At 42.1% G+C, this 21456-nt stretch carries 23 protein-coding genes; 16 read left to right on the top strand and 7 right to left on the bottom strand.

What is annotated here, in order from left to right; translation table 11 throughout:
* Positions 1–120: 120 nt before the first annotated feature.
* The 5 genes from AC3ISE_RS20885 to AC3ISE_RS20865 all read left to right on the top strand — a co-directional run bounded on the left by AC3ISE_RS20885 (position 121) and on the right by AC3ISE_RS20865 (position 6287).
* The gene (locus tag AC3ISE_RS20885; RefSeq protein ID WP_489222466.1) at positions 121–801 is read left to right on the top strand and encodes a transaldolase family protein; all 681 of its coding nucleotides are present in this window, start codon (positions 121–123) and stop codon (positions 799–801) included.
* 26 nt (positions 802–827) lie between these two features.
* A complete protein-coding gene (locus AC3ISE_RS20880) occupies positions 828–1499 on the top strand; it encodes a DUF4867 family protein (protein ID WP_489222465.1) in 672 nt (223 codons plus the stop codon).
* An 18-nt stretch (positions 1500–1517) separates the two neighbouring features.
* Positions 1518–3317 (top strand): solute:sodium symporter family transporter, encoded by a 1800-nt coding sequence (locus tag AC3ISE_RS20875; protein ID WP_489222464.1) that lies wholly within the window; start codon positions 1518–1520, stop codon positions 3315–3317.
* Between the two features lie 22 nt (positions 3318–3339).
* Positions 3340–5376 carry an alpha-glucosidase gene (locus tag AC3ISE_RS20870; protein ID WP_489222463.1) on the top strand — a complete coding sequence of 679 codons (2037 nt, stop codon included), beginning with the start codon at positions 3340–3342 and terminating at the stop codon, positions 5374–5376.
* A gap of 182 nt (positions 5377–5558) precedes the next feature.
* A complete protein-coding gene (locus AC3ISE_RS20865; protein WP_070875374.1) occupies positions 5559–6287 on the top strand; it encodes a GntR family transcriptional regulator in 729 nt (242 codons plus the stop codon).
* Between the two features lie 84 nt (positions 6288–6371).
* Here AC3ISE_RS20865 and AC3ISE_RS20860 read toward each other — a convergent pair whose 3' ends face one another.
* Both AC3ISE_RS20860 and AC3ISE_RS20855 read right to left on the bottom strand, forming a co-directional pair.
* Positions 6372–6869 (bottom strand): GNAT family N-acetyltransferase, encoded by a 498-nt coding sequence (locus AC3ISE_RS20860; RefSeq protein ID WP_489222462.1) that lies wholly within the window; start codon positions 6867–6869, stop codon positions 6372–6374.
* Between the two features lie 6 nt (positions 6870–6875).
* Entirely contained in the window at positions 6876–7304 is a 429-nt protein-coding gene (locus AC3ISE_RS20855; RefSeq protein ID WP_489222461.1) for a VanZ family protein, read from the bottom strand.
* Positions 7305–7479: 175 nt separating this feature from the next.
* Here AC3ISE_RS20855 and spoIIQ point away from each other — a divergent pair, with 175 nt between their 5' ends.
* Complete coding sequence (spoIIQ, locus tag AC3ISE_RS20850; RefSeq protein ID WP_489222460.1) at positions 7480–8403, top strand: stage II sporulation protein SpoIIQ; 924 nt, start codon at positions 7480–7482, stop codon at positions 8401–8403.
* Between the two features lie 126 nt (positions 8404–8529).
* On the opposite strand, the gene AC3ISE_RS20845 is transcribed toward spoIIQ, so the two are convergent.
* Positions 8530–8901 carry a hypothetical protein gene (locus AC3ISE_RS20845; protein ID WP_489222459.1) on the bottom strand — a complete coding sequence of 124 codons (372 nt, stop codon included), beginning with the start codon at positions 8899–8901 and terminating at the stop codon, positions 8530–8532.
* A 305-nt stretch (positions 8902–9206) separates the two neighbouring features.
* On the opposite strand from AC3ISE_RS20845, the gene spoIIID reads away from it, so the two are divergent.
* Positions 9207–9482 carry a sporulation transcriptional regulator SpoIIID gene (gene spoIIID, locus AC3ISE_RS20840; RefSeq protein WP_070875369.1) on the top strand — a complete coding sequence of 92 codons (276 nt, stop codon included), beginning with the start codon at positions 9207–9209 and terminating at the stop codon, positions 9480–9482.
* Positions 9483–9558: 76 nt separating this feature from the next.
* On the opposite strand, the gene AC3ISE_RS20835 is transcribed toward spoIIID, so the two are convergent.
* Entirely contained in the window at positions 9559–9804 is a 246-nt protein-coding gene (locus AC3ISE_RS20835) for a hypothetical protein (RefSeq protein ID WP_489222458.1), read from the bottom strand.
* 106 nt (positions 9805–9910) lie between these two features.
* Here AC3ISE_RS20835 and AC3ISE_RS20830 point away from each other — a divergent pair, with 106 nt between their 5' ends.
* From AC3ISE_RS20830 to AC3ISE_RS20805, 6 genes are all read left to right on the top strand, one after another.
* Complete coding sequence (locus tag AC3ISE_RS20830; protein ID WP_489224397.1) at positions 9911–10912, top strand: rod shape-determining protein; 1002 nt, start codon at positions 9911–9913, stop codon at positions 10910–10912.
* Between the two features lie 203 nt (positions 10913–11115).
* Positions 11116–11928 carry a flagellar hook-basal body protein gene (locus AC3ISE_RS20825; protein ID WP_489222457.1) on the top strand — a complete coding sequence of 271 codons (813 nt, stop codon included), beginning with the start codon at positions 11116–11118 and terminating at the stop codon, positions 11926–11928.
* 13 nt (positions 11929–11941) lie between these two features.
* The gene (locus AC3ISE_RS20820; protein WP_489222456.1) at positions 11942–12733 is read left to right on the top strand and encodes a flagellar hook-basal body protein; all 792 of its coding nucleotides are present in this window, start codon (positions 11942–11944) and stop codon (positions 12731–12733) included.
* Positions 12734–12750: 17 nt separating this feature from the next.
* Entirely contained in the window at positions 12751–13008 is a 258-nt protein-coding gene (locus AC3ISE_RS20815; protein ID WP_309193225.1) for a DNA-directed RNA polymerase subunit beta, read from the top strand.
* 66 nt (positions 13009–13074) lie between these two features.
* Positions 13075–13509 carry a 3-hydroxyacyl-ACP dehydratase FabZ gene (fabZ, locus tag AC3ISE_RS20810; protein WP_070875364.1) on the top strand — a complete coding sequence of 145 codons (435 nt, stop codon included), beginning with the start codon at positions 13075–13077 and terminating at the stop codon, positions 13507–13509.
* Positions 13510–13852: 343 nt separating this feature from the next.
* Positions 13853–14140, top strand: a complete 288-nt coding sequence (locus AC3ISE_RS20805; RefSeq protein WP_489222455.1) for a hypothetical protein — start codon at positions 13853–13855, stop codon at positions 14138–14140.
* Between the two features lie 14 nt (positions 14141–14154).
* Here AC3ISE_RS20805 and AC3ISE_RS20800 read toward each other — a convergent pair whose 3' ends face one another.
* Positions 14155–14610, bottom strand: coding sequence for a YwpF-like family protein (locus tag AC3ISE_RS20800; protein ID WP_489222454.1), 456 nt, complete (start codon positions 14608–14610; stop codon positions 14155–14157).
* Between the two features lie 259 nt (positions 14611–14869).
* Here AC3ISE_RS20800 and AC3ISE_RS20795 point away from each other — a divergent pair, with 259 nt between their 5' ends.
* From AC3ISE_RS20795 to AC3ISE_RS20785, 3 genes are all read left to right on the top strand, one after another.
* A complete protein-coding gene (locus AC3ISE_RS20795; protein WP_489222453.1) occupies positions 14870–15268 on the top strand; it encodes a hypothetical protein in 399 nt (132 codons plus the stop codon).
* Between the two features lie 157 nt (positions 15269–15425).
* Positions 15426–15773, top strand: a complete 348-nt coding sequence (gene ssb, locus AC3ISE_RS20790; RefSeq protein ID WP_489222452.1) for a single-stranded DNA-binding protein — start codon at positions 15426–15428, stop codon at positions 15771–15773.
* 143 nt (positions 15774–15916) lie between these two features.
* Positions 15917–16714, top strand: coding sequence for a hypothetical protein (locus AC3ISE_RS20785; protein ID WP_489222451.1), 798 nt, complete (start codon positions 15917–15919; stop codon positions 16712–16714).
* A 354-nt stretch (positions 16715–17068) separates the two neighbouring features.
* Here the strand turns inward: AC3ISE_RS20785 and AC3ISE_RS20780 are convergent, their stop codons facing one another.
* Together AC3ISE_RS20780 and AC3ISE_RS20775 are read right to left on the bottom strand one after the other, a co-directional pair.
* Positions 17069–19825 (bottom strand): DEAD/DEAH box helicase, encoded by a 2757-nt coding sequence (locus AC3ISE_RS20780; RefSeq protein WP_489222450.1) that lies wholly within the window; start codon positions 19823–19825, stop codon positions 17069–17071.
* Positions 19815–21425 carry an SWIM zinc finger family protein gene (locus AC3ISE_RS20775; RefSeq protein ID WP_489222449.1) on the bottom strand — a complete coding sequence of 537 codons (1611 nt, stop codon included), beginning with the start codon at positions 21423–21425 and terminating at the stop codon, positions 19815–19817. The genes AC3ISE_RS20780 and AC3ISE_RS20775 overlap by 11 nt, the downstream gene beginning before the upstream one ends.
* Positions 21426–21456 lie beyond the last annotated feature (31 nt).

Below are 21456 nucleotides of genomic sequence, written 5' to 3'. Positions count from 1 at the left end.
AAAAAGACTTGATTAATTGAATCCGTTTTCATATTATAGAGTTAAAGGTAGCTACATATAATTAAAGATTACTACGTTATGATAAATACCTAAACATTACAACAAAAGGAGAGAAGTGAGATGAAGTATTTTTTAGACAGTGCTATTACAAAGGAAATTCATTACGCATATGAAAATTGGGGGATTGATGGGGTTACAACTAACCCTAAGCACATCATGAACAGCGGAAAATCATTCTTAACAATTGTAGATGAACTTGCAGGTGAATTTGGTGAAATTAAAAATTTTCCTATATCAGTTGAGATTAACCCACACCTGGATAACGCTCGGGAAATGGTCTCTGAAGGCAAAAAAATTGCAGCCCGTTCCTCTAACTTTGTTGTAAAAATCCCTTGCACAGAACCTGGATTAATCGCAGCGAAAGAATTAAAAAAAGAAGGCATATCTACCAATGTGACACTCGTTTTTTCTCCTTCTCAGGCGATACAAACTGCTAGAATTGGTGCCACGTTTGTTTCACCATTTGTAGGATGGAAGGAAAATAGCGGTGAAGATACTGCTCAATACATCCAGGATATTTCAAATATCTATAAAACTTACAAGTTTGAGACTGAAATTATTGTAGCGGCTTTACGCAATGGCAAACAGATTGTTGATGCTGCAAAAGCGGGAGCGGATATTGTCACATGCGGATTTGATGTATACAGAAGCAGCTTTGATCATGCATTTACAGATTATGGTCTGAATGTATTCAGAAATGCCTGGGATCAAACGAAAACAGAAGAAGCTGTTTCAAAATAATGCTCAATTATCAAGGAGAGATCGTGATGTCTAATTTTGAAAGGCTGAAAGAAAAGAATAAACATCTTTCATTTTATGAAGTAAACGATGAGTCCTTTCGAACCTACGGCAGGATCATAGATAATTATTCTTTTAGTGAGCTTGAGGCATACATGAAAACAACAGAAATTCCTGTTGATGGAAATCAATATGTAGCCTCAGTCCCGCAAATGGAAAAAACATCTGTATGTGATGTACTTACTAATAATTTCTATGGAAAAATGCCCGTGCAGATAGGATACTGTAACGGGAGCAACTCAACATTAAATGGTTTGGAATATCATAAAGGAAGCGAAATCAATGTTGCAGTTACAGACTTCGTGCTATTATTGGGAAAGGTTCAGGATATAAGCAATAATACCTACGAATCTGGACGAGTTGCCCCATTTTTTGTTCCAAAAGGGACAGCGATTGAATTATATGGGACAACTCTTCATTTTGCTCCTTGTAAAGTTGAAGATGACGGCTTTAAAGCGATTGTCATCCTTCCGGCAGGTACGAATGAAAAGCTGGAAGTTGAAACCAAAAAAACATCAAGTGAAGACGAATTATTATTTATGAAGAATAAGTGGCTCATTGCCCATCCGGATCGAGAAGCCCTTATTCAAAAAGGGGCTTATCCTGGAATAATCGGAGAAAATGTAAGGGTTTACTATTAGGAGATTAGGAGGGAAACTATGGGAGATCAGAACATTCTATTCACTTTACTGTCAAGTTTAGTGATTATGGCCTTATTGGGTGTTTGGACTTACAAGAAAACAAAAGGGGCTAATTCAACGACAGAAGGATATTTCCTGGCAGGACGCGGTTTATCTGGAGGGTTTATTGCCGGGGCACTTATATTAACAAACTTATCAGCAGAGCAAATGATTGGGTTAAATGGTCAGGCTTATGGGGCAAATATGACGAATATGGCATGGGAAGTTACAGCCATATTGGCCATCGTCATTATGACATTAATTTTGTTGCCTCGTTATTTAGGAGGAGCCTTCACAACATTGCCTCAGTTTTTAAGAGATCGATTTGATGAAGGGGTAAGAAGATTAGCTGTCATCCTATTCATGTTAGGGTATGTCCTAGTTACCATTCCATCTACCTTATACTCAGGTGCCTTAGCAGTGCTGAAACTGTTTGATATTCCTTCTTTATTCAGTCTCTCCTATACAGAGTCCGTATGGCTCATGGTTTGGGTGATCGGAATTATAGGTGCACTGTTCGCTACTTTCGGAGGTATGAAAGCGATTGCAGTATCTGATACGTTTATCGGCGTTGGTTTATTAGTAGTGGGTACACTGATTCCTGTGATAGGGCTGTTCCAATTAGGGGACGGAAGCATCATGGAAGGACTGAAAACCATTACGACAACGAATCCTGAAAAGTTAAATGCCGTTGGATCAAGTACAGATGCTGTTCCTTTTCTGACGATCTTCACGGGAATGATTTGGGCTAACCTGTTTTATTGGGGGACTAACCAATACGCAATTCAGAGAACACTTGGTGCGGCTAATTTAGCTGAAGGGCAAAAAGGGGTTTTATACACTGGATTTTTCAAATTATTAGTTCCGATCTTAATGATGCTTCCAGGTATTGTTGCGTTTCATCTATACGGTGGAAACCTTGAATCCATCGATTTAGCTTTCCCGACATTAGTTGCGAATGTGTTGCCATGGTATTTGCAGGGATTATTCCTGGTCGTTTTATTAGGAGCTGTTTTTAGCACATTCAACGCCTTAATCAATTCAGCTGCAACTATGTTTGCTTTAGACGTAGTTCAGCCGCTTATGCCAAACATCACTGATAAAAAGCTGCTTGGCTTAAGTAAATGGTTTGCGATTGTATTATCTATTATTAGTTTTTGTGTCTCTCCGCTCTTGATGTACGCACCAGACGGCTTATGGGAGCTAATTAGAAGATTTACAGGCTTCTTTAATATTCCAATTATAGCCATCGTTTTAATAGGCATCTTTGCGAGAAAAGTACCAGCTATTGCTGCGAAAATAGTCGTTTTCTTCCATGTCATCACTTACTACATGTTAATTTGGGGCACGGATCAATTATTTGGCTTCAAAGTCGAAATTAACTTCATTCATATCTATGCCATTCTCTTCTTCACGGAGATTGCAATGATGCTGATTATTGGCAAAATAGCACCGGCTAAGGAATGGAGATTTACACCAAAGCCGAAAATCGAAATGAAGCCATGGAAATTTGCATTGCCGGTAGCTGTAATTTTAATAGGGTTAATGTTTGAGTTTTACATCGTTTTCTCACCAATTGGCTTAGCATATGCAAACGGCATTGTCTCACCTTATTTCTTCCCGGCATTTATAGGGTTAGCGGTTATTACAGGGATTGTGGCGTATATTTCAGTAAAAAAATACAACGAAAAATACAGCAGCTACATTGAGAAGCAATTAGTGCCTCATGAGGATCTTTCAACAAACATTTCTGAAAAGGGAAAAACCGCATCAGGCTGAAAATGATTAGGGGGAATCGCCAATGCAATCAGTTTTAAAGGCATCAAAATTAATGATTGAATCTATAGAAAACGGATTTGAAGTGATATTCAACGAAAAGGTCCTACTGCGTCATACATTGGAAAGTCCAATGTTATTTATAGGACGGGGACAAGACAGTATGGACATGTACAGAGGTAATTTTGAAATAAAAGATTACTTAATTGAAAGATCTCCACTGCTTAATGCAGACATTTCTCAGGAGGAAAATGAGTTTACTGTTGCTTTTTCAAAATTCGCGAGTATCGATCCTGTTGTGACTTTGCTGATAAAAGAAGAAGATGGGCGGCTGGCTGTTGAATACCATACAAATGATGAAAGTATAAATCGTCTGTGGCTGCGTACACCTTCTGATCCAGGTGAAAAGGTTTATGGATGCGGAGAACAGCTTTCACATTTTAATTTGCGCGGTAAAAATTTTCCTTTGTGGACTTCTGAACCAGGTGTTGGAAGAAATAAAAAAACGTATGTAACATGGCAGGCAGACGTATTGGATAAAGCGGGCGGAGATTACTACCATACAAATTTCCCGCAGCCTACCTTTGTTTCCAGTAAAAAATATTACTGTCATACAGATACAACAGCCTATGCAGACTTTGATTTCCGCAATCCGCATTTTCACGAGTTGCAATTTTGGGAAATACCGAAAAAAACATTATTTGAAACGGCTGACTCTTTTATAGAGCTAGTAGGGAAAATAACAAATCTGCTTGGCCGTCAGCCGGAATTGCCAGATTGGATCTATAATGGTGTTATTCTTGGCATCCAGGGAGGAACAGAGATTACAGAAAGTAAGATTAATAAAGCTATAGAAAAAGGGATGGCTATTTCCGGAGTTTGGTGTCAAGACTGGCAAGGCAAGCGGTTTACATCCTTTGGAAAAAGATTAATGTGGAATTGGAAATGGAATGAAAAAGAATACCCGGGGTTAGACAAAAAGATACCAGAATGGAAAGAGAAGGAAATTAGGTTCTTAGGATATATTAACCCTTATGTTGCGGTTGAAGGGGATCTATTTAAAGAAGCGGAAGAAAAAGGGTACTTGGCACTTAATTATTATGGGAGTACCTATCTAGTTGATTTTGGAGAATTTTACTGCGGGGTCGTAGATTTTACAAATGAAGATGCATTTATTTGGTATAAAGAAGTGATAAAGGAGAATTTGATCCAATTTGGTTTAGACGGATGGATGGCTGATTTCGGAGAATATTTGCCTATTGATGTTGTGTTAAGCAATGGGGCTGATCCGAAAAAAATGCATAACGCCTGGCCTACATTATGGGCTAAGCTAAATTATGAAGCCCTTGTGGAGACTGGAAAATTAGGAGAAATTCTGTATTTCATGCGTGCGGGATATACCGGTATTCAAAAATATTGCACGATGCTTTGGGGCGGAGATCAGAGCGTAGATTTTTCGCTTGATGATGGACTAGCATCTGTAATTCCTGCAGCACTGTCATCCGGAATGATTGGCTGCGGACTGCATCATAGCGATATTGGTGGCTATACAAGCCTGCATGGAAATAAGCGATCAAAAGAATTGCTGATGAGATGGGCCGACATGGGGGCTTTTACTCCAATGATGAGAACGCATGAAGGAAATCGTCCTGCTGATTGCTTCCAATATGATGATGACAATGAAGCATTAGAACATCTTTCCAGAATGTCAAATGTGTATACTGCACTTAGTCCATATACAAAATCACTTGTTAAAGAAAATGCCGAACATGGCATTCCTGTACAGCGTCCTTTATTCATGCATTATGAACAGGATGAAAAAGCGTATGATATTCAATATCAATATTTATACGGAAAAGACTTGCTGGTTGCTCCTGTACACCAAGAAAACCAAACGGATTGGGAAGTCTACTTGCCGGATGATGAGTGGGTTCATCTTTGGAGCGGAGAAGAATTTAAAGGCGGGACAGTGACAATTTCAGCACCAATCGGTTATCCTCCAGTCTTTTACCGTAAGAGTTCAACTTGGAAAGAGTTATTTAATCAGATATCGTCAATCTAAACCAATATTGAGTGATAAAAGACTGTTGAAAAGTATTTCAACAGTCTTTTTTAGATTTATAGATAAGACATGGCAAATCCCAATTCCTAGAAAACCTTAAAATGTAAGCAGGCTTTACATTGTTTTCCGTTCCGAAGTAAGATAAGAATAGAGTTAGCGAACCTTGAAGGGAGCTTTAATGAATGGAACATAACGTAGATCCTCATAAAGATCTTTCATTATACTTACAAGTTAAAAACATTTTAATAAAACGGATTCAGGAAAAAGTGTGGCCTGCTCACACATTAATACCGACTGAACAAGAATTAATGAAAGAATTTAACGTCAGCCGCACTACTTTACGGCAGGCAATTTCAATCCTTGTCCAAGATGGATTGCTTGAAAAAAAACAAGGAAAAGGCACAATGGTTAAAGCCCAGGAGCTTGCTGGCGGGGGAAGATTAAAAGGCTTCGCAGAAGAAGCTGCCGAAAAAGGGTTAACCCCTAAATCAAAGTTAATTCGAGCTGAATTCAGAAGTGATTTATATCATGAGAAATCGATGCTTGAATTATTGGAAGAAGAGGAAATATTAGTGATTGAACGGATTCGATTTGCAGATAAAGTTCCTATAGCAATTGAACGTTCGTGCTGGCCCGCATACATAGGGGAAATATTGATGAAGCATGATTTGGATACCGCAAAATTTTATGAGATATTGGAAGCAGAAAATATCACGCTAAAATACGCAAAAGATCAAATCGCTGCAATTAATGCAACTGTACACGAAGCGGATTTACTCGGAATCCGCGGCGGAGAAGCTTTACTGAAAATTAAAAGGTTAAGCTTTGGCTTTGATGACCGGCCATTAGAATATACGATTACCAAATATCATGGAGAGAAATATCATTTTGATCTTGAACTTACAAGATAATTTGATAAAAAGTAGAACGGTGCTGGGAATCTAAAACTGAATCAGAGAAAAAACGAGCCTGGACTTTCCAAGCTCGTTTTTACGTTATTCTGATATTCTTTTCCCTACAATCACCAAATCACGCTCAATCCCGTCAAGTTCAGCAATACGGGGCATGTTAGCCCACTGCTCAAAGCCGAAGCGTTTGAAGAGGCGCAGGCTTGCTTCATTATGGCCAAAAACAAAGCCGAGCAGCGTTTTAATAGTAAGCTGCGGGCAAGCGTCAATCGCCGCCTGCATGAACGTGGTGCCGATGCCTTTGCCGCGTACGTTTTGATCAATATAAATGCTGACCTCAGCTGTATATTGATAGGCAGCTCTGCCGTAGAAGGATTCAAAGCTTAGCCAGGCGACAATCTGATTGCCATCCTCCATGACCCAAAGGGGACGCTGATCTGTATGCCGGTGAAACCATCCTTCACGGTCTGCAACAGTAACAGGTGTTAAGTCTGCCGTAACGGCTCTGCTTTCTATTGTCGAGTTGTAAATCTCAACGATGGCAGGCAGGTCGCCGATCACGGCTTTTCGAATAGGTAAACTCATAGCTGATCACTCCGCATCATTTAACTTTTGAAAAATAGAGGTAATAAACGAAGGACGCTTTTTGAAATACGTAACCTTCATAATATAGAAAGACACAAGTACACCAATCGCATCCTTCACTAAATCAATCAATGTAGCAGACCGGTACGGAACAAAGTATTGATGAATTTCATCTGTTGCCCCGTATAAAATAGATACCGCGGCTGCGAAAATACTTGCTTTTACGTTCCACCTTTGATGAGCGGCAAAAGCCAGGGCAATCAGCCAATAGAGAATCCCGAATTCAATCAAGTGAAGCGATTCCTTCATTAAGCGGTCAAATGAAAACGGGGTTTTGATAATCGCATCTGCCGGCATGCTTGATAGAATCCAGATGAGAATCATATAAAGAAAGGGTGCCAGTGTCAACATCCATTTAGAGATAGATTTCTTCATGATCGTGCTCCTTCAGGTTGCTGATGGAACATAGTATACCATGAGTGAAATAAAAATTTTAGAATCCATACATAATTTAATAAAAGGAAGCAGAAAATAAGTTTTTAACTTTTTTTGATAGAGGTGTATATATTTTCAGAATTTTGTTCAGAATGATTGCTGAGGTGATGATAGAATGAGAGAGGAAGAAACTAAACGTACTTCTCAAAACTCGAAAATGCAACAATTCTTCAGAAAGCGTTGGGTATTCCCAGCAATCTACTTAGTAAGTGCAGCATTGATTTTGACAGCCGTGTTATGGTATCAGGGTTTAGGCAATGGAGATTCAGCAAATGATCCGATTGACCAAGGAACATCTTATCAAGATGAGCCAACGCAAGAAGTGAACTCAGCTGTAGAAAACTTCGCAATGCCGGCAGCTGATTCAGACGCAGTATCCGTTATCCGCAAGTTCTATGAAAAAGATGCATCAGCAGCAGAGCAAGAAGCAGCACTCGTTTCCTATAATAATACGTACGAGCCTAGCAAAGGAATTGACTTGGCAAAAGAAGATGGTCAGGAATTCGAAGTTGCAGCTTCACTAAGCGGAACTGTTACGAAAGCTGAAAAAGATCCATTACTTGGAAATGTCATTGAAATCGAGCACGCAGATGGTGTAACAACTGTTTACCAATCTCTAGCAACTATGCTTGTTGCAGCTGGTGACGAAGTTGAGCAAAACGAAATCATCGGACAAGCTGGACAAAGCCTGATCCAAGAAGAAGATGGCGTACATGTTCACTTTGAAATCCGCAAAGACGGCACGGCAGTGAATCCATTAGACTTCATGGACAAACCTCTTACTTCATTAAACGACGTGAATGCTGAAAAAGAAGCGCCTGTAAAAGAAGAAGAGCCAGCTAAAGAAGAAGAAGAAGAAAAAGGTGCTGAAGAAGAAAAAGGCACTGAAGAAGAAAAAGAAGACGCTGAAAAAGGCACTGAAGATGAAAAAGGTGCTGAAGAAGACAAAGAAAAAGAAGATGCTGGTAAAGAAGGCAAAGAGAAAGGCAATTCTGAAGAAAACCAATCTCAAGCTGCAGACAGCACAAAAAGCGCTTAATAAGCAACACCATATAGATTGTCTATCCAATAAGGATAGACTATTTTTTTTGTCTAATATCGACAAATTTCTCGGGAAATATCTGAGGGATTAATAATCAAGTGGCATATATGCTAGTGGGAATGTTTAAATAATGCGCTTTTGAACAAGTTCTAGAACATCTCTATTTTCGGCCGTAACCTTAGATAGCTGTTTAAATCCGCTTCTGAGCTCAGCCGTGACATTTCCGATGCTGATTTGCAGCATTTCGTACTGATACGCCGTTTCTCCCCTATGCTGCTTCTGACCGCTTTCAAGACTCTCAACTCTTGTTTCCATCCGATCCATTCTTGTTTCAAGCTTAATCATACGATCATCAAGTTTATCCATGCTGAGCTCCAGGGTATCCATGCGATTTTCCAGCTTATCCATCTTTTCGTCAATCCGGTCTAATCTGTGATGAACCTTATCAAACTGGCTGTTCATTTGATCCATGAATTTTAATAAAAGTTCTTCCATTTTTGACTCACCTCCTAAAATTTAGTGTACCACAGCTTGTCTTTTAAGTGTGATTCCGCCATTTTATAAAAAAATTCGCACAAATCCCTTGTCCCTCTTGACTTTTTAGCATATATCTTCACCCAAGCTAATAAAATGTTACAAACCTAACAAAGAGAGTGTATGAGGTGAGGGATCGTGAATATTTTTCGTAAACGCAGCAATGGTGCTATTATACATTCAGCTAAGCGGAAAATGGCTGCTGTAACTAAGTATGCGAGTCTCATTTCACACTTCTCACATCCATTTTAGGGAGGTCGAGTGGTGTGCACGATTACATCAAAGAACGTACTATCAAGATTGGAAAGTATATCGTGGAGACGAGGAAAACTGTTCGCGTGATTGCGAAGGAATTTGGCGTTTCTAAAAGTACTGTCCATAAAGATTTGACTGAAAGACTGCCTGAAATTAATCCAGAGCTTGCGAATGAAGTGAAAGAAATCCTTGATTATCATAAATCGATACGCCATTTAAGAGGCGGGGAAGCGACGAAGCTTAAGTATCGGAAGGAGGATATCCTTCAAGAAGAACCAGTAAAATAAAGGAGTTAAATGTCTATCTTGAGAAATAAGAAAGAATTAAATTTTGCGCATTGGTGTCTAGCATCAACGCTCAGGCTCAACGGCCAGATAAGGATCCGCAAGTATGGGCAAAAAGCGCCTTTACTGGCGGATCCTTATCTGTTGTGCCTGGGCTGAACGGGTGCTTGCGCATTTCGAAGTGTCCAGCTCCGTCTCCTACCCCCTCGGCCAGAACAAATCCGTCAGCAAAGGCAAAAAGCGCCTTCACTGCCGGATTCTTATCTGTCTGTCGGGTCTGACCAGTCGGTTCCGCTTTTCTTGCAATTTCGACAAATCCCAACATGAAATTTTACAATTTCATACTTTTTTTAGTAATTTATGATACAATATGAAATTAGGGCACAAAGTAGGAATTGCTGGGATCAGATTGCAAGGAGGATATGGAAAGAATGTTTGCAAGGGATATAGGAATTGACCTTGGTACTGCAAATGTACTAATTCACGTAAAAGGTAAAGGCATCGTTTTAAACGAGCCGTCTGTAGTTGCACTTAATAAGAACACGGGCAAGGTTCTTGCTGTTGGAGAAGAAGCAAGAAGAATGGTAGGACGTACTCCTGGGAATATTGTTGCGATTCGTCCTTTGAAAGACGGAGTCATCGCTGATTTTGAAGTAACAGAAGCAATGCTGAAGCATTTCATCAACAAACTGAATGTAAAGGGTTTATTGACGAAACCGCGGATGCTTATCTGCTGTCCGACGAATATCACCTCTGTTGAGCAAAAAGCCATTAAGGAAGCTGCTGAAAAAAGCGGCGGAAAACACGTTTTTCTTGAAGAAGAACCAAAGGTCGCTGCAATTGGCGCCGGCATGGACATTTTTCAGCCAAGCGGAAATATGGTAGTAGATATTGGCGGTGGAACGACAGATGTCGCAGTTCTTTCTATGGGCGATATTGTCACTGCCTCTTCTATTAAGATGGCTGGGGACAAGTTCGATATGGAAATCCTGAATTACATCAAAAAAGAGTACAAGCTCTTAATTGGTGAACGTACGGCTGAGGATATTAAAGTGCAAGTAGCGACAGTGTTCCCAGGCGCACGCAATGAAGAAATTGCCATTCGCGGCAGAGACATGGTATCAGGCCTGCCTCGTACCATTACCGTTAATTCTGAAGAAGTAGAAGGCGCACTGCGTGAATCAGTAGCCCTTATCGTTCAAACTGCAAAAAGCGTACTTGAGCGCACTCCGCCTGAACTTTCTGCGGACATCATTGACCGCGGCATTATCTTGACAGGCGGCGGAGCCCTCATGAACGGCCTTGATCAGTTAATGGCAGAAGAATTAAAGGTTCCTGTCTTAATCGCAGAAAACCCAATGGACTGTGTAGCAATCGGCACAGGCATCATGCTTGATAACGTCGATCGCCTTAATAGACGCAAGTTCGGATAATAATATGGGAAAACATCAGTTTTTGTACTGGTGTTTTTTTGTTCTCCTATAAACCTTTCGCCAATCCAGCCGATTTTAAGAGTGTACCTTCGATTTTTAATGAAATTTACAAAATTAAACGGTTCTGTTCCCAATAGTCAGATATAATGAAAATAGAAAATATTGTCGAAAAAAGAGAGAGTGCTCTCTTATGAGGTGAAAGAATGCTACGAGGTTTTTATACAGCGACTGCAGGAATGCTTGCCCAGCAGCGAAGAACAGAAATGCTGTCCAATAACATAGCCAATGCGAATACACCGGGATATAAATCGGACCAGGCTTCGCTAAAGGCTTTCCCAGAAATGCTGCTGAAAAGAGTTGAGAGCAGCAAAGTTCCTTCTCCTGCTTCTCCGACTGTCGGTACTCTTAATACTGGCGTATATCTTCAAGAAATGATTCCTCAATTCACTCAGGGAGATCTTCGCGAAACAGGTCTCACAAGCGATGTTGCCCTAGTAGAAGAGCTGGTTCCATACAACGCGGAGACGAATGCGAAAGGTGCTTTGCTCTTTGCTGTGCAGACCATGGCGAATGAAGTGCGCTACACACGTAATGGGCAGTTTACCAGAAATGAAAACGGCGAGCTTACTCTTGCGGGCAATCCTGTCCTTGGAACGAATGGCCAGCCGATTTCAGTTGCTTCTGATCAGTTTGAAATCACACCTGACGGAACGGTTAGAGTAGACGGGGCTGAACAGGCTCAAATTGAAATTGTCTTTGCGGGTGATACAAGAACGCTGATCAAAGAAGGAAATGGCCTTTTCAGAAGTGAAAACGAATTGCAGACTGCAGTAGGCAATCCTGATATTTCGTACCAGTTGAAACAAGGCTATGTGGAAGGTTCAAATGTGGACGTTTCAAAAACATATACAGAAATGATGACAGCTTACCGCGCTTTTGAAGCAAACCAGAAAGTGCTGCAGGCTTACGATAGAAGTATGGACAAAGCCGTGAATGAAATCGGCAGAGTAAGATAAGAGGAGGATGAGCATGCTGCGTTCAATGATCACGGCTACTAATACATTAGGTCAGCTGCAAAAACAGTTGGATATGATCGGAAATAACATGGCAAACATTGATACACAAGGCTACAAACGTACTCAAACAGGATTCTCGGAGCTTCTTAATCAGCAAGTCAACAATGCAGGACTAAATGATGATCCTGCTGGACGATCCACGGCTCTTGGCGTTCGGCCAGGAGTTGGAGCGGTGCTTACAAGACAAACTGTATATACCCAAGGCAGCATCAAGGTAACGGATCGGGAGCTGGACATTGCCCTGACAAAGCCCGGCCAATTTCTGCAAGTAGAAGCAGGCGGTGAGGTGCAGTATACCCGTGATGGCGCTCTTTATTTGAATCCTGCCGAGAATGGCCAGCTGCAGCTTGTCACGGCTGAAGGCCACGCTGTTCTTGATGAAAATCAAAACCCGATTTTCTTTGATGATACGTTTGAAAATTTGAAGGTAACCGCAGATGGCAGATTAACCGCAGTTCCGGGCAATCAATCCGTTCAATTAGGAATTGTTGGAGTAAATCAGCAATCTATGCTTGAAAAACAGGGCGGAAATCGGTACGCTTTAAGTGAGAACGCGCCAAACGGAACAATTGAATTTTTGAACCGTGATCAAATTGGCGTTCAGCAAGGTGCACTTGAAATGTCAAACGTGGATCTTTCAAAAGAAATGACCGAGCTGATGGTAGCTCAGCGGTCTTATCAACTAAACTCAAAATCAATCACCATGGGCGATCAAATGCTCGGGCTAATCAATAGTGTGAGATAAACGAAGGGGTTTTTACAGTGAGTACAAACGAACAGTCTCGTGAAGAAGTGGAAAAAACAGAAAAAACAGATGAAACCAGCAGGCAAAAAATCAGAATCAGGCTTATTCCGATCTGGCTGCGTATTGTTTTATTGCTTTTTTTCATGGCCATTGCGGCAATCTGCGGTGCGATGATTGGCTACGGTGTACTCGGTGATGGAAAGCCGGCAGATGTCTTCGATAAACAAACATGGCAGCACGTCTTTGACCTGGTGGAAAAAGAATCCGAAAAATAAGGAGGGCTAAGCCCTCCTTTTTGTGTATAATAGAACTAATAGGTTGTACTAGGAGGAGGTACTAAAATGTTAGACATCAATCAAATCAAAGAAATCATCCCGCACCGCTATCCGTTCCTGCTCATCGATAAAATCCTCGAAGTAGACGAAGGCAAGCGTGCAATCGGACTAAAAAACGTAACGGCAAATGAAGAATTCTTCAACGGCCATTTCCCAGAATACCCAGTCATGCCCGGCGTCCTAATCGTTGAAGCACTAGCTCAAGTAGGCGCTGTTGCCATGCTGATCAAAGAAGAAAACCGCGGCCGCCTTGCCTTCTTCGCAGGCATCGACAACTGCCGCTTCAAAAAGCAAGTAACACCAGGCGACCAGCTCCGCCTTGAAGTCGAAATCATCCGTCTGCGCGGCTCACTTGGCAAGGGCAAAGGCGTTGCTACAGTTAACGGCGAAGTCGTATGTGAAACAGAATTGATGTTTGCTTTGGGTGAGAAGAAAGAATAGGTTTTGGGCGATCCTTTTGTGGGGTCGTTTTTTTTGTTGCTGGTTTCGGGGAGGTATATTGTAAAAAGTAAGTATTGCGGCTAAGCCGGAAAGTATTTATCGGTTCTCGCTAGAAAAAGAGGCATTCTGGCAAGCAATCCCTGGAAAAAGAAAAAGCTAAATAGACAAGTGCAATTAGAAAAAGCCACTATTTCGCACTGACAATGAAATGGGCAGATACCTGCTTTGTACTCTAAAATTTAACTTTTCTTCAAAAAACTTTACTAAGTATAATCCCTCAATTCTTGGACACCCTAACCACGACCAAGCAGATCCAAGGTCCAATCCAGAAAGGGGCATAATCATGAACACGAAATGGTTACTTAAAATTTCAGGTGCATTACTGGCAGCTATGCTGATTGCGGGCTGTGCGGATGATCAGGATCCTGCACCGCCGGAAGATAACAATATGGAAGAAGAAGTGCCGAATGATGAGACACCTCCTGCTGAGGACGAAACAGAGAAGGATATGGAGCAGGATATGGAAGAAGACATGCAGAATGACGAGAACAAGATGGAAGACGACATGCAAAAAGACGAAAATGATATGGAACATGACATGGAAAAAGACATGGAAGACGAAAACAAGTAAAGAAAAAAGTCCGCTCACGTTTGAGCGGACTTTTTCACGTTTAATTCTCTTTGTTCATTTAGTTTTTGTGTGAAAGCCTGCTTTAGGTCATCACCCTCCAGACCTTTTGTCAGCAGGTCCTCAAGCAATTTTTCAGGCTCGTGCTTTGCTTTTCGTGCGAGCATCCGTCCCTCAAATAAGACAGATATATGTTCTTCCAGGACCATGATGGATTTAATCTTCGCCTTGATCTCAGCGGGTTTGTTGGTTTTTTTGGAAATCGTCACATAAAGAGGCAGTTCTTGTTTCTGCTGAGAGAGCGATTCAAAGTATGAACGGTGTTCCTCTGTTAAAAGAGCCTCAATCATCCAGTGATTTTCCCCGTCTTCTTTGTTGATGATCAGTCCGTCCGATAAGGGGATCTCTTCTAATCGAGCACCATTTTCACCCTGCACTTCAATAGTCAGCCCTACGAGTCTAAACGTTTTCATAAATACCCTCCTTGGTCCAGTTTATCGTTCCTGTGCGGTTATTGTTACATTATACCATACAGGAAGAGCGGGGGACCAAATCGAAGGATGAGCAGAATGAATCAATTAAATAATTGAAAAGAAGAGGGAAAAAGAGGAAAGAGAAGGATTAATACAAAATATGACAATAAATAAGTAAAAATGCCTATATATGCTGTTTTGCACAAAGTCGTAAATTTGCTATGGTAAAATAGCAAACTTTAAGAAATGAGGCTGATCAATGGAGACGATTAAGTTAAAAACAATTTCGGTTAAAGATCTGCAGACAACTGGCGAGATGGTAAGAGAAAGTTTAGAAGACAAGCCATTATTATTAAAAATAGGGGAGATCGCTGCGGGCAAAACGAAGTATTACCACTTCCAAGTGAACAGGGAAGCATCAGTAGAAATATTATATGAAACAAAAGACAAGCTTCAAATCGTACGAATTCTTTTTGATTTACTGAAAAATGAAATGTCCATCAAATCATTCATATGGACAGAGCAAACCAAACGTTATGAAGAAACACCCATTCAAAATGAACTCATCGCTTCACAAGCATTTCAAGCAATTCTCCAAAGCATCACTTTTTCTGGCCATGAAAAGCAATCCTATTTATTTCAACTACATAGAAAATAGCAGCATACAGAGTGAAATCTGCTAAATTCTTTTAGAAAAAACAAAAATCCTGTTAGGAAAAACACTTTTTACAGCATGAAAACATCATTTTCAAGATTTTACCTAATTCCAAATACCCACTACAATAGCCTTGTAAGCTAAAGAGAGGAGGAATTAGGTGATAAACTCAGTCACGCTGGTCGGACGGTTAACAAAGGATCCTGAAATGCGCTATACAGCTGAAGGAGCGCCTGTCGCCAACATCACACTGGCAGTGAGCCGCGCATTTAAAAATGCAGCGGGTGACATGGATACAGACTTCGTCAACTGCACCTTGTGGAGAAAAACGGCAGAAAACACAGCCAACTATTGCCGAAAGGGCTCAATCGTAGGCGTATCCGGCCGCATCCAGACTCGTAACTATGAAAACTCAGAAGGCAGGCGCGTCTACGTCACAGAAGTCGTCGCAGACTCCGTTCGCTTCATGGGCGGCAAAACCCGTGAACTCGCAGTAACAGAAAAATAACAAAACCCTCAGAAGCCCCTCGCAGAAACAGAATCAAGGAACTCCCCACTTCCTCACTTAACTAGCCGGAATTCTCCGGCTAGTTCTTTCTTAAGACGGGATAAGTAGGGTATAATAAAACAAAGAAAGCGAGGTATCAACTGATGAATGAAGAGATAGTAACCCGAATTCTCACTGGTATCGACGGAATCAGAGTAGATGTGTCTGAGATGAAAACAGACATAGCTGTACTAAAGAAAGACGTCTCAACCCTGAAAACAGACATGACAGAAGTAAAAGCGGATGTCTCAAGTCTTAAAACGGACGTTTCAAGTCTAAAAATCGATGTCTCAACCCTGAAAACAGACATGACAGAAGTAAAAGCGGATGTCTCTAGTCTTAAAACGGACGTCTCAAGTCTAAAAATCGATGTCTCAACCCTGAAAACAGACATGACAGAAGTAAAAGCGGATGTCTCAAGTCTTAAAATGGACGTCTCAAGTCTAAAAACCGACGTCTCAACCCTGAAATCAGACATGACAGAAGTAAAAGCGGATGTCTCAAATCTAAAAACGGACGTCTCAAGTCTAAAAACCGACGTCTCAATCCTGAAAACAGACATGACAGAAGTAAAAGCGGATGTCTCAAATCTAAAAACAGACGTTACAAGTCTAAAAACAGATATGTCGGATATGCGATCTGAATTACTTAAAGAGATGGCTATACTTGAAGGTAAGATTGACGATAATGAAAGAAAAAGTGAGAGCAGAGATAACACGCTCCTTAAAGAACTGGCCAAATTAGAAGGCAAGGTCGATGATAACGAAGCAAAAAGCGAGACTAGAGATGTGGCGCTTCTCAAAGAAATGTCATACCAGCGCATGGAACTCAAATTCTTGAAGCAAAAATCAGCAGAGCACGAAATCGAAATTTTTAAATTACATGAGATGAATCAGCCTTGAACAGAAGGTTGATTTTTTTTGCGCCCAATTATTTGAAGTATATGGAAAAAAGAAAGTATCTCCTCCAATCTGGCAAGTATTTGCCCGGTTTTCGCTAGTAAAAGAGCCATTCCGGATAGTAAAAACACCATTTTGGAAAGTAATCTAACTTCTAGCCAGAATTTCCATACCAACAGCAACACCCAAACCCCTAAATACCCAACTGCACATAAAAAAACCAGCCCAAACCCTGGACTGGCTCCAAAACCCCTATTTCCCAACCTTCTTGCCAATCAACTCATACAGCTTCTTCCACTCTGCACTCATTGTTTCTTTCTTCACGTCTTCTTTCTTCTTGCTCATGTCGCGCGCCTCCTAGCTCATGGAAAGGGTGAAGAGCTCTTCCAGTTCGTCTGTGGACAGCTCTGTGATCCAGCTCTCGCTTTGGATGATTTCATCGTTAAGGGATTGCTTTTTATCCAGCATGCCATCAATTTTTTCTTCGATCGTACCGGTCGTTATCAGCTTATGCACATGGACGAATCGGTTTTGACCGATGCGATATGCGCGGTCTGTTGCCTGATTCTCAACAGCCGGGTTCCACCAGCGGTCATAGTGAACGACATGATTCGCAGCGGTTAAGTTCAATCCGGTTCCACCAGCCTTCAGTGACAGAATCAAAATCGAATACTCTTTATTCTGGAACTGCTCCACCATTTTGTCGCGTGCCGCTTTTGCCACACTGCCGTTTAAGAACAAGACTTTCTCTCCAAACTCTCGCTCTAGCAGGGATTGAATCATCTCACCCATGCCGATATACTGCGTAAAAATCAGACAGCTTTCGTCCTGTTCTCGTATCGCCGTTACAAGCTCAAGCAGCTTCTCTATTTTATGAGAGCGTGTCGTCACGGACGCCGCACGTTCCTCTTTCAAATAAAGCGCAGGATGATTACAAATCTGCTTCAGCTTCCCGAGCATCTTCAAAATCAAAGCTTTACGTTGCATACCCGCTAGTTGTGATACCTGATCAAAGGTATCCTTAACCAGCTGCTCGTAAAGAGAAGCCTGCTCAACCGTTAGCGGGATATACTCTTTCTGCTCCTGTTTCTCAGGCAGATTCAGCGCAACCTGTTCATCACGCTTCGTCCGGCGCAGCAGGAACGGTTTAATCAGCTGCTGCAGGTTTCCGATAATGGCGGGATCCCGATCCTTCTCGATAGGAAGCACAAATCGCTTATGGAAACTATGCAGACTGCCAAGAAATCCTGTATTGATAAAATCAAATATCGACCATAATTCCGTTAAGCGATTCTCCATTGGTGTTCCTGTCAGGGCGATATGGTGCTGGCCCTTCAACTTCCGTATCGCTCTGGACTGCTTCGTGTGTGCATTTTTAATGTTCTGGGCTTCATCTAAGCATATCGCTCTCCATGTAACGGATGCGATCTCCTCATGATCCGCGTGGGACAGGCCATATGAAGTCAAAACAATATCCGTATCGGCTAGCGATACATGAAAATCTTCACCTTTAGCCCGATTTGGACCGTAATGAAGATGAACCTTCAAATCAGGAGCAAACTTCTCAATCTCCTTCTGCCAGTTACCTAGAACTGACGTTGGCGCAATAATTAAGAACGGCGTCTCACGTTTTTCGTGCTCGATTACATAGGTGAAATAAGCAATCATCTGTATCGTTTTGCCGAGCCCCATATCGTCCGCTAAACAAGCGCCAAAATGGAACTTCCGCAGAAACAGCAGCCAGTCAACCCCTTGCTGCTGATACGGGCGCAAATCGCCGTGAAACGTCGAAGGAACATCGTGCTTAGGAATATCATTTATCTCCGTCAGCTGACGAAGCATCGACTTCATCTGGCGGCTAAGCTCGATATGAATATTCGCAAACGCACGCGAATCAAGAACCTCATCATCACGATCACGTGCATCAGCCAGCTCCTGCTGCAGAATATCGGAAAAGTGCAGGCCTTCTTTTTCGGCTTTTTTCAAAATCGACTGCACGTGCTTAATAAAAGCAGGATCCAGCTTAATCCACTGACCTTTAAAATTCACAAGACGGCGGTTATCATTCACCATCCCCATGAATTCTTCCTCACTCATCTCCACGCCATTGGTGGCAAAACGCCAGTTAAAATCAATCAGCGAGTTCATTCCGACAAAGGATTGTCCGCGCGGGGCCGACGACATCTTCGCCTTTAGCATCACTTTTGAATCGCGGACAACCTGCCACCATGAAGGCAAGAGTATCTCGACGCCTGTGTTGACAAACGTTTCACTCGCACTTGTTAAAAAGAGCCACGCCTCATCCTCAGTAATATGGGTGTTTCCATTTTGAAAAGAGAGCCAAGGCACAATCTCTTCAAAGCGCTGCTGCTCGCGTTCAATCCGATCCATATACCCGCGCCAAGGAGTCGGCAAATCCTTCAGTCCCTGAAAAAGATGAAACGAATCCGGGTTCTTGCGGTCCCGCAAAAACAGCTCAAGCTTCCAATCGTCCCCATCATAATCAGGCTCATTTAAGCGCAGGCCAATCGTAAACGGAGCATCATCAATTAAGAAGCCAATCTTCTCCAGCCAGTCGCGCTCATCCAGGAAATGCCCCTCAAACTTCTCTGTAGCGGCATAAGCTTCAACAATGTCACTCCAAGCAAGCTGCAGATCCGAATTCCTCTCAATCAAATCGCTCACAGCCGCTGACAGCCAATCCGCCGTAAATCCTTCAAGCTCACCGGCAGTATCGCGCCAGCCAAACGTACCATTTTTCCACCGTTCAAAATCAGGCATAAACTCGCCGTTCACGATACAGTCATATATCGCCTCAGCTGCATCAATCAGCGGGACAGCATCGCCGCTGTACTCTATATCAGCCAGTGAATTCGTCGTATCTTTTCCGATCAGCTCGACCATCATCCACGGAGACAGCAGAACAGAAGGGACTCCGATGTAGCTCACATCTTCAAGCAGCGATCCAAAGAAAGAGGATTCATGCCATGTGAACAAGTAGCGCCGCATATGATTCGTTCCGAGTGTTTTCTCATCCTTCGTCGTGCACCATACGTAAAAGTGAAAATTCTCGATTTGTTCCGTATGGACGGAGATCTTCAAATCATTCAGCATGAATCAACTTTCCTCTCTTCAGCTCCTCTTGAAAAGCACGCAGGCGCCGGTGCTCATGTGAAAGCTTTTCAAGATAGATGTCAAATTGTGTCTCATTCTTTATCTTCTTATATAAAGTGCGGGCCTTCTTCAAATATCGCACGGCAAGCTTATAGTTGCTTCTCGTCCGCAAAGCGATCTCCTGGCGTATCGCATGGTGATATATCGTCAGCAGCGACTCCGGACTTTCCTTCTCTATCATCTTTAACAAATCGCGGTCAATCTCATACAGTTCAAACCCAAGCAGCAAATGCAGCTCTGCCCACGTTCTGAATTGCTTCTTGTTTACTAGAAAATGATGATACTCCGCATAGCTGAAAGGAAGCAGATTGCGGCAGGCATTTTCATACAGCCGCTCATCCTTGGTTTGATTAGAATACTCAGAAAGCATATCCAGGAAAAAACGAACCGAACGGCGTTTTTCTTCATATGGAATGTCACTGTTTAAAAAAGCATCCGATTTCCCGAGCAAATAAGTAAACCATTTCGAAGCACGCTTCCAATTTTTCCGGGAAACAAGATCGCCGACCCAATCGTACAAAATCGGAAACGCTCCATCATTAAACACTTTCATCTTTTCAAACAATGCATCATCATCACCCTGCAGAAAATCCATATGAATCAAAGCAAGACGATATTCAGGAACATCCCGTTCACTCAATTGCTCATTCAGCCAGTCAACCTCATTCTCAATCCACTTCTTCCGATTAAGCAAACCGATCCAAAGCGCACGGTAAAGACTGATCCGTTCAAACTGCAAATAACTGCTGACATCAAGCAGCTGATGAAAAACCTCAATGCTCTCTTCAAAAAGAGAATCGAGAGAGAAAGGCAAAGCGAACTTCCGCATCTCCCTAAGTTCGTATGTAATCGACTCAATACACTCTTCAAAATAAGAATGATAAACATGGTGTAACAAATGATCATTCGGTTTCGTCTCATTAAGTAGACGAAGCATGTAGAACAATGTCGCCAGGTTTGCATGGATGATATAAAACCGTCTGAGGTCCGCATCTTTGGGAGCCTTCTTCTTCAGTAAGGGATAGTAATGGTTGTACAAGCTTTGAATTTGCTGAATGTTGCGCGGGCGATTCTGAGCCCAGCGCTTGTATTCAAAGTCAAAAAACGACAGCCAGCTTGAAAGCGAATCATCCTTCCAGCTCACAGGCGGGATCATCTGACTGGCCGGCTTCAGCTGGGCAAGAATCGCCTGCTGCGTCTTGGCATTCCAAGCGTCCAAATATGTACCGACTCGTTCGACGCTTGCATATAAATAGAGAAAAGATGCCACGACATGACGGCAGGGAAATGCTGCAGGACAGGAGCATGAGCTCATCGTAAAAAAATCAAGCTCAAGCACAACCCGAACAGGTGTCACATCCTGAACATTGGCACTTACAGTGTGTCCATCTATTTTAATGTTGTACACGCTGCCCTGCCGATACAGCATCAGCCCTTTTTTAACAAGATTGCGATCGTCTTCTAACTCAGGCGAAAGCTGATCCTGCAGCTCTTCACCCGCATGCAGAATCAACTCTTTATCCAGTTCATGCTGAAGCATGGCACACCGCTCCTTTTCAAAGTGATATGAA

The organism is Metabacillus sp. KH_069, assembly GCF_057838075.1.
This window is presented reverse-complemented; position numbering and strand designations above follow the sequence as displayed.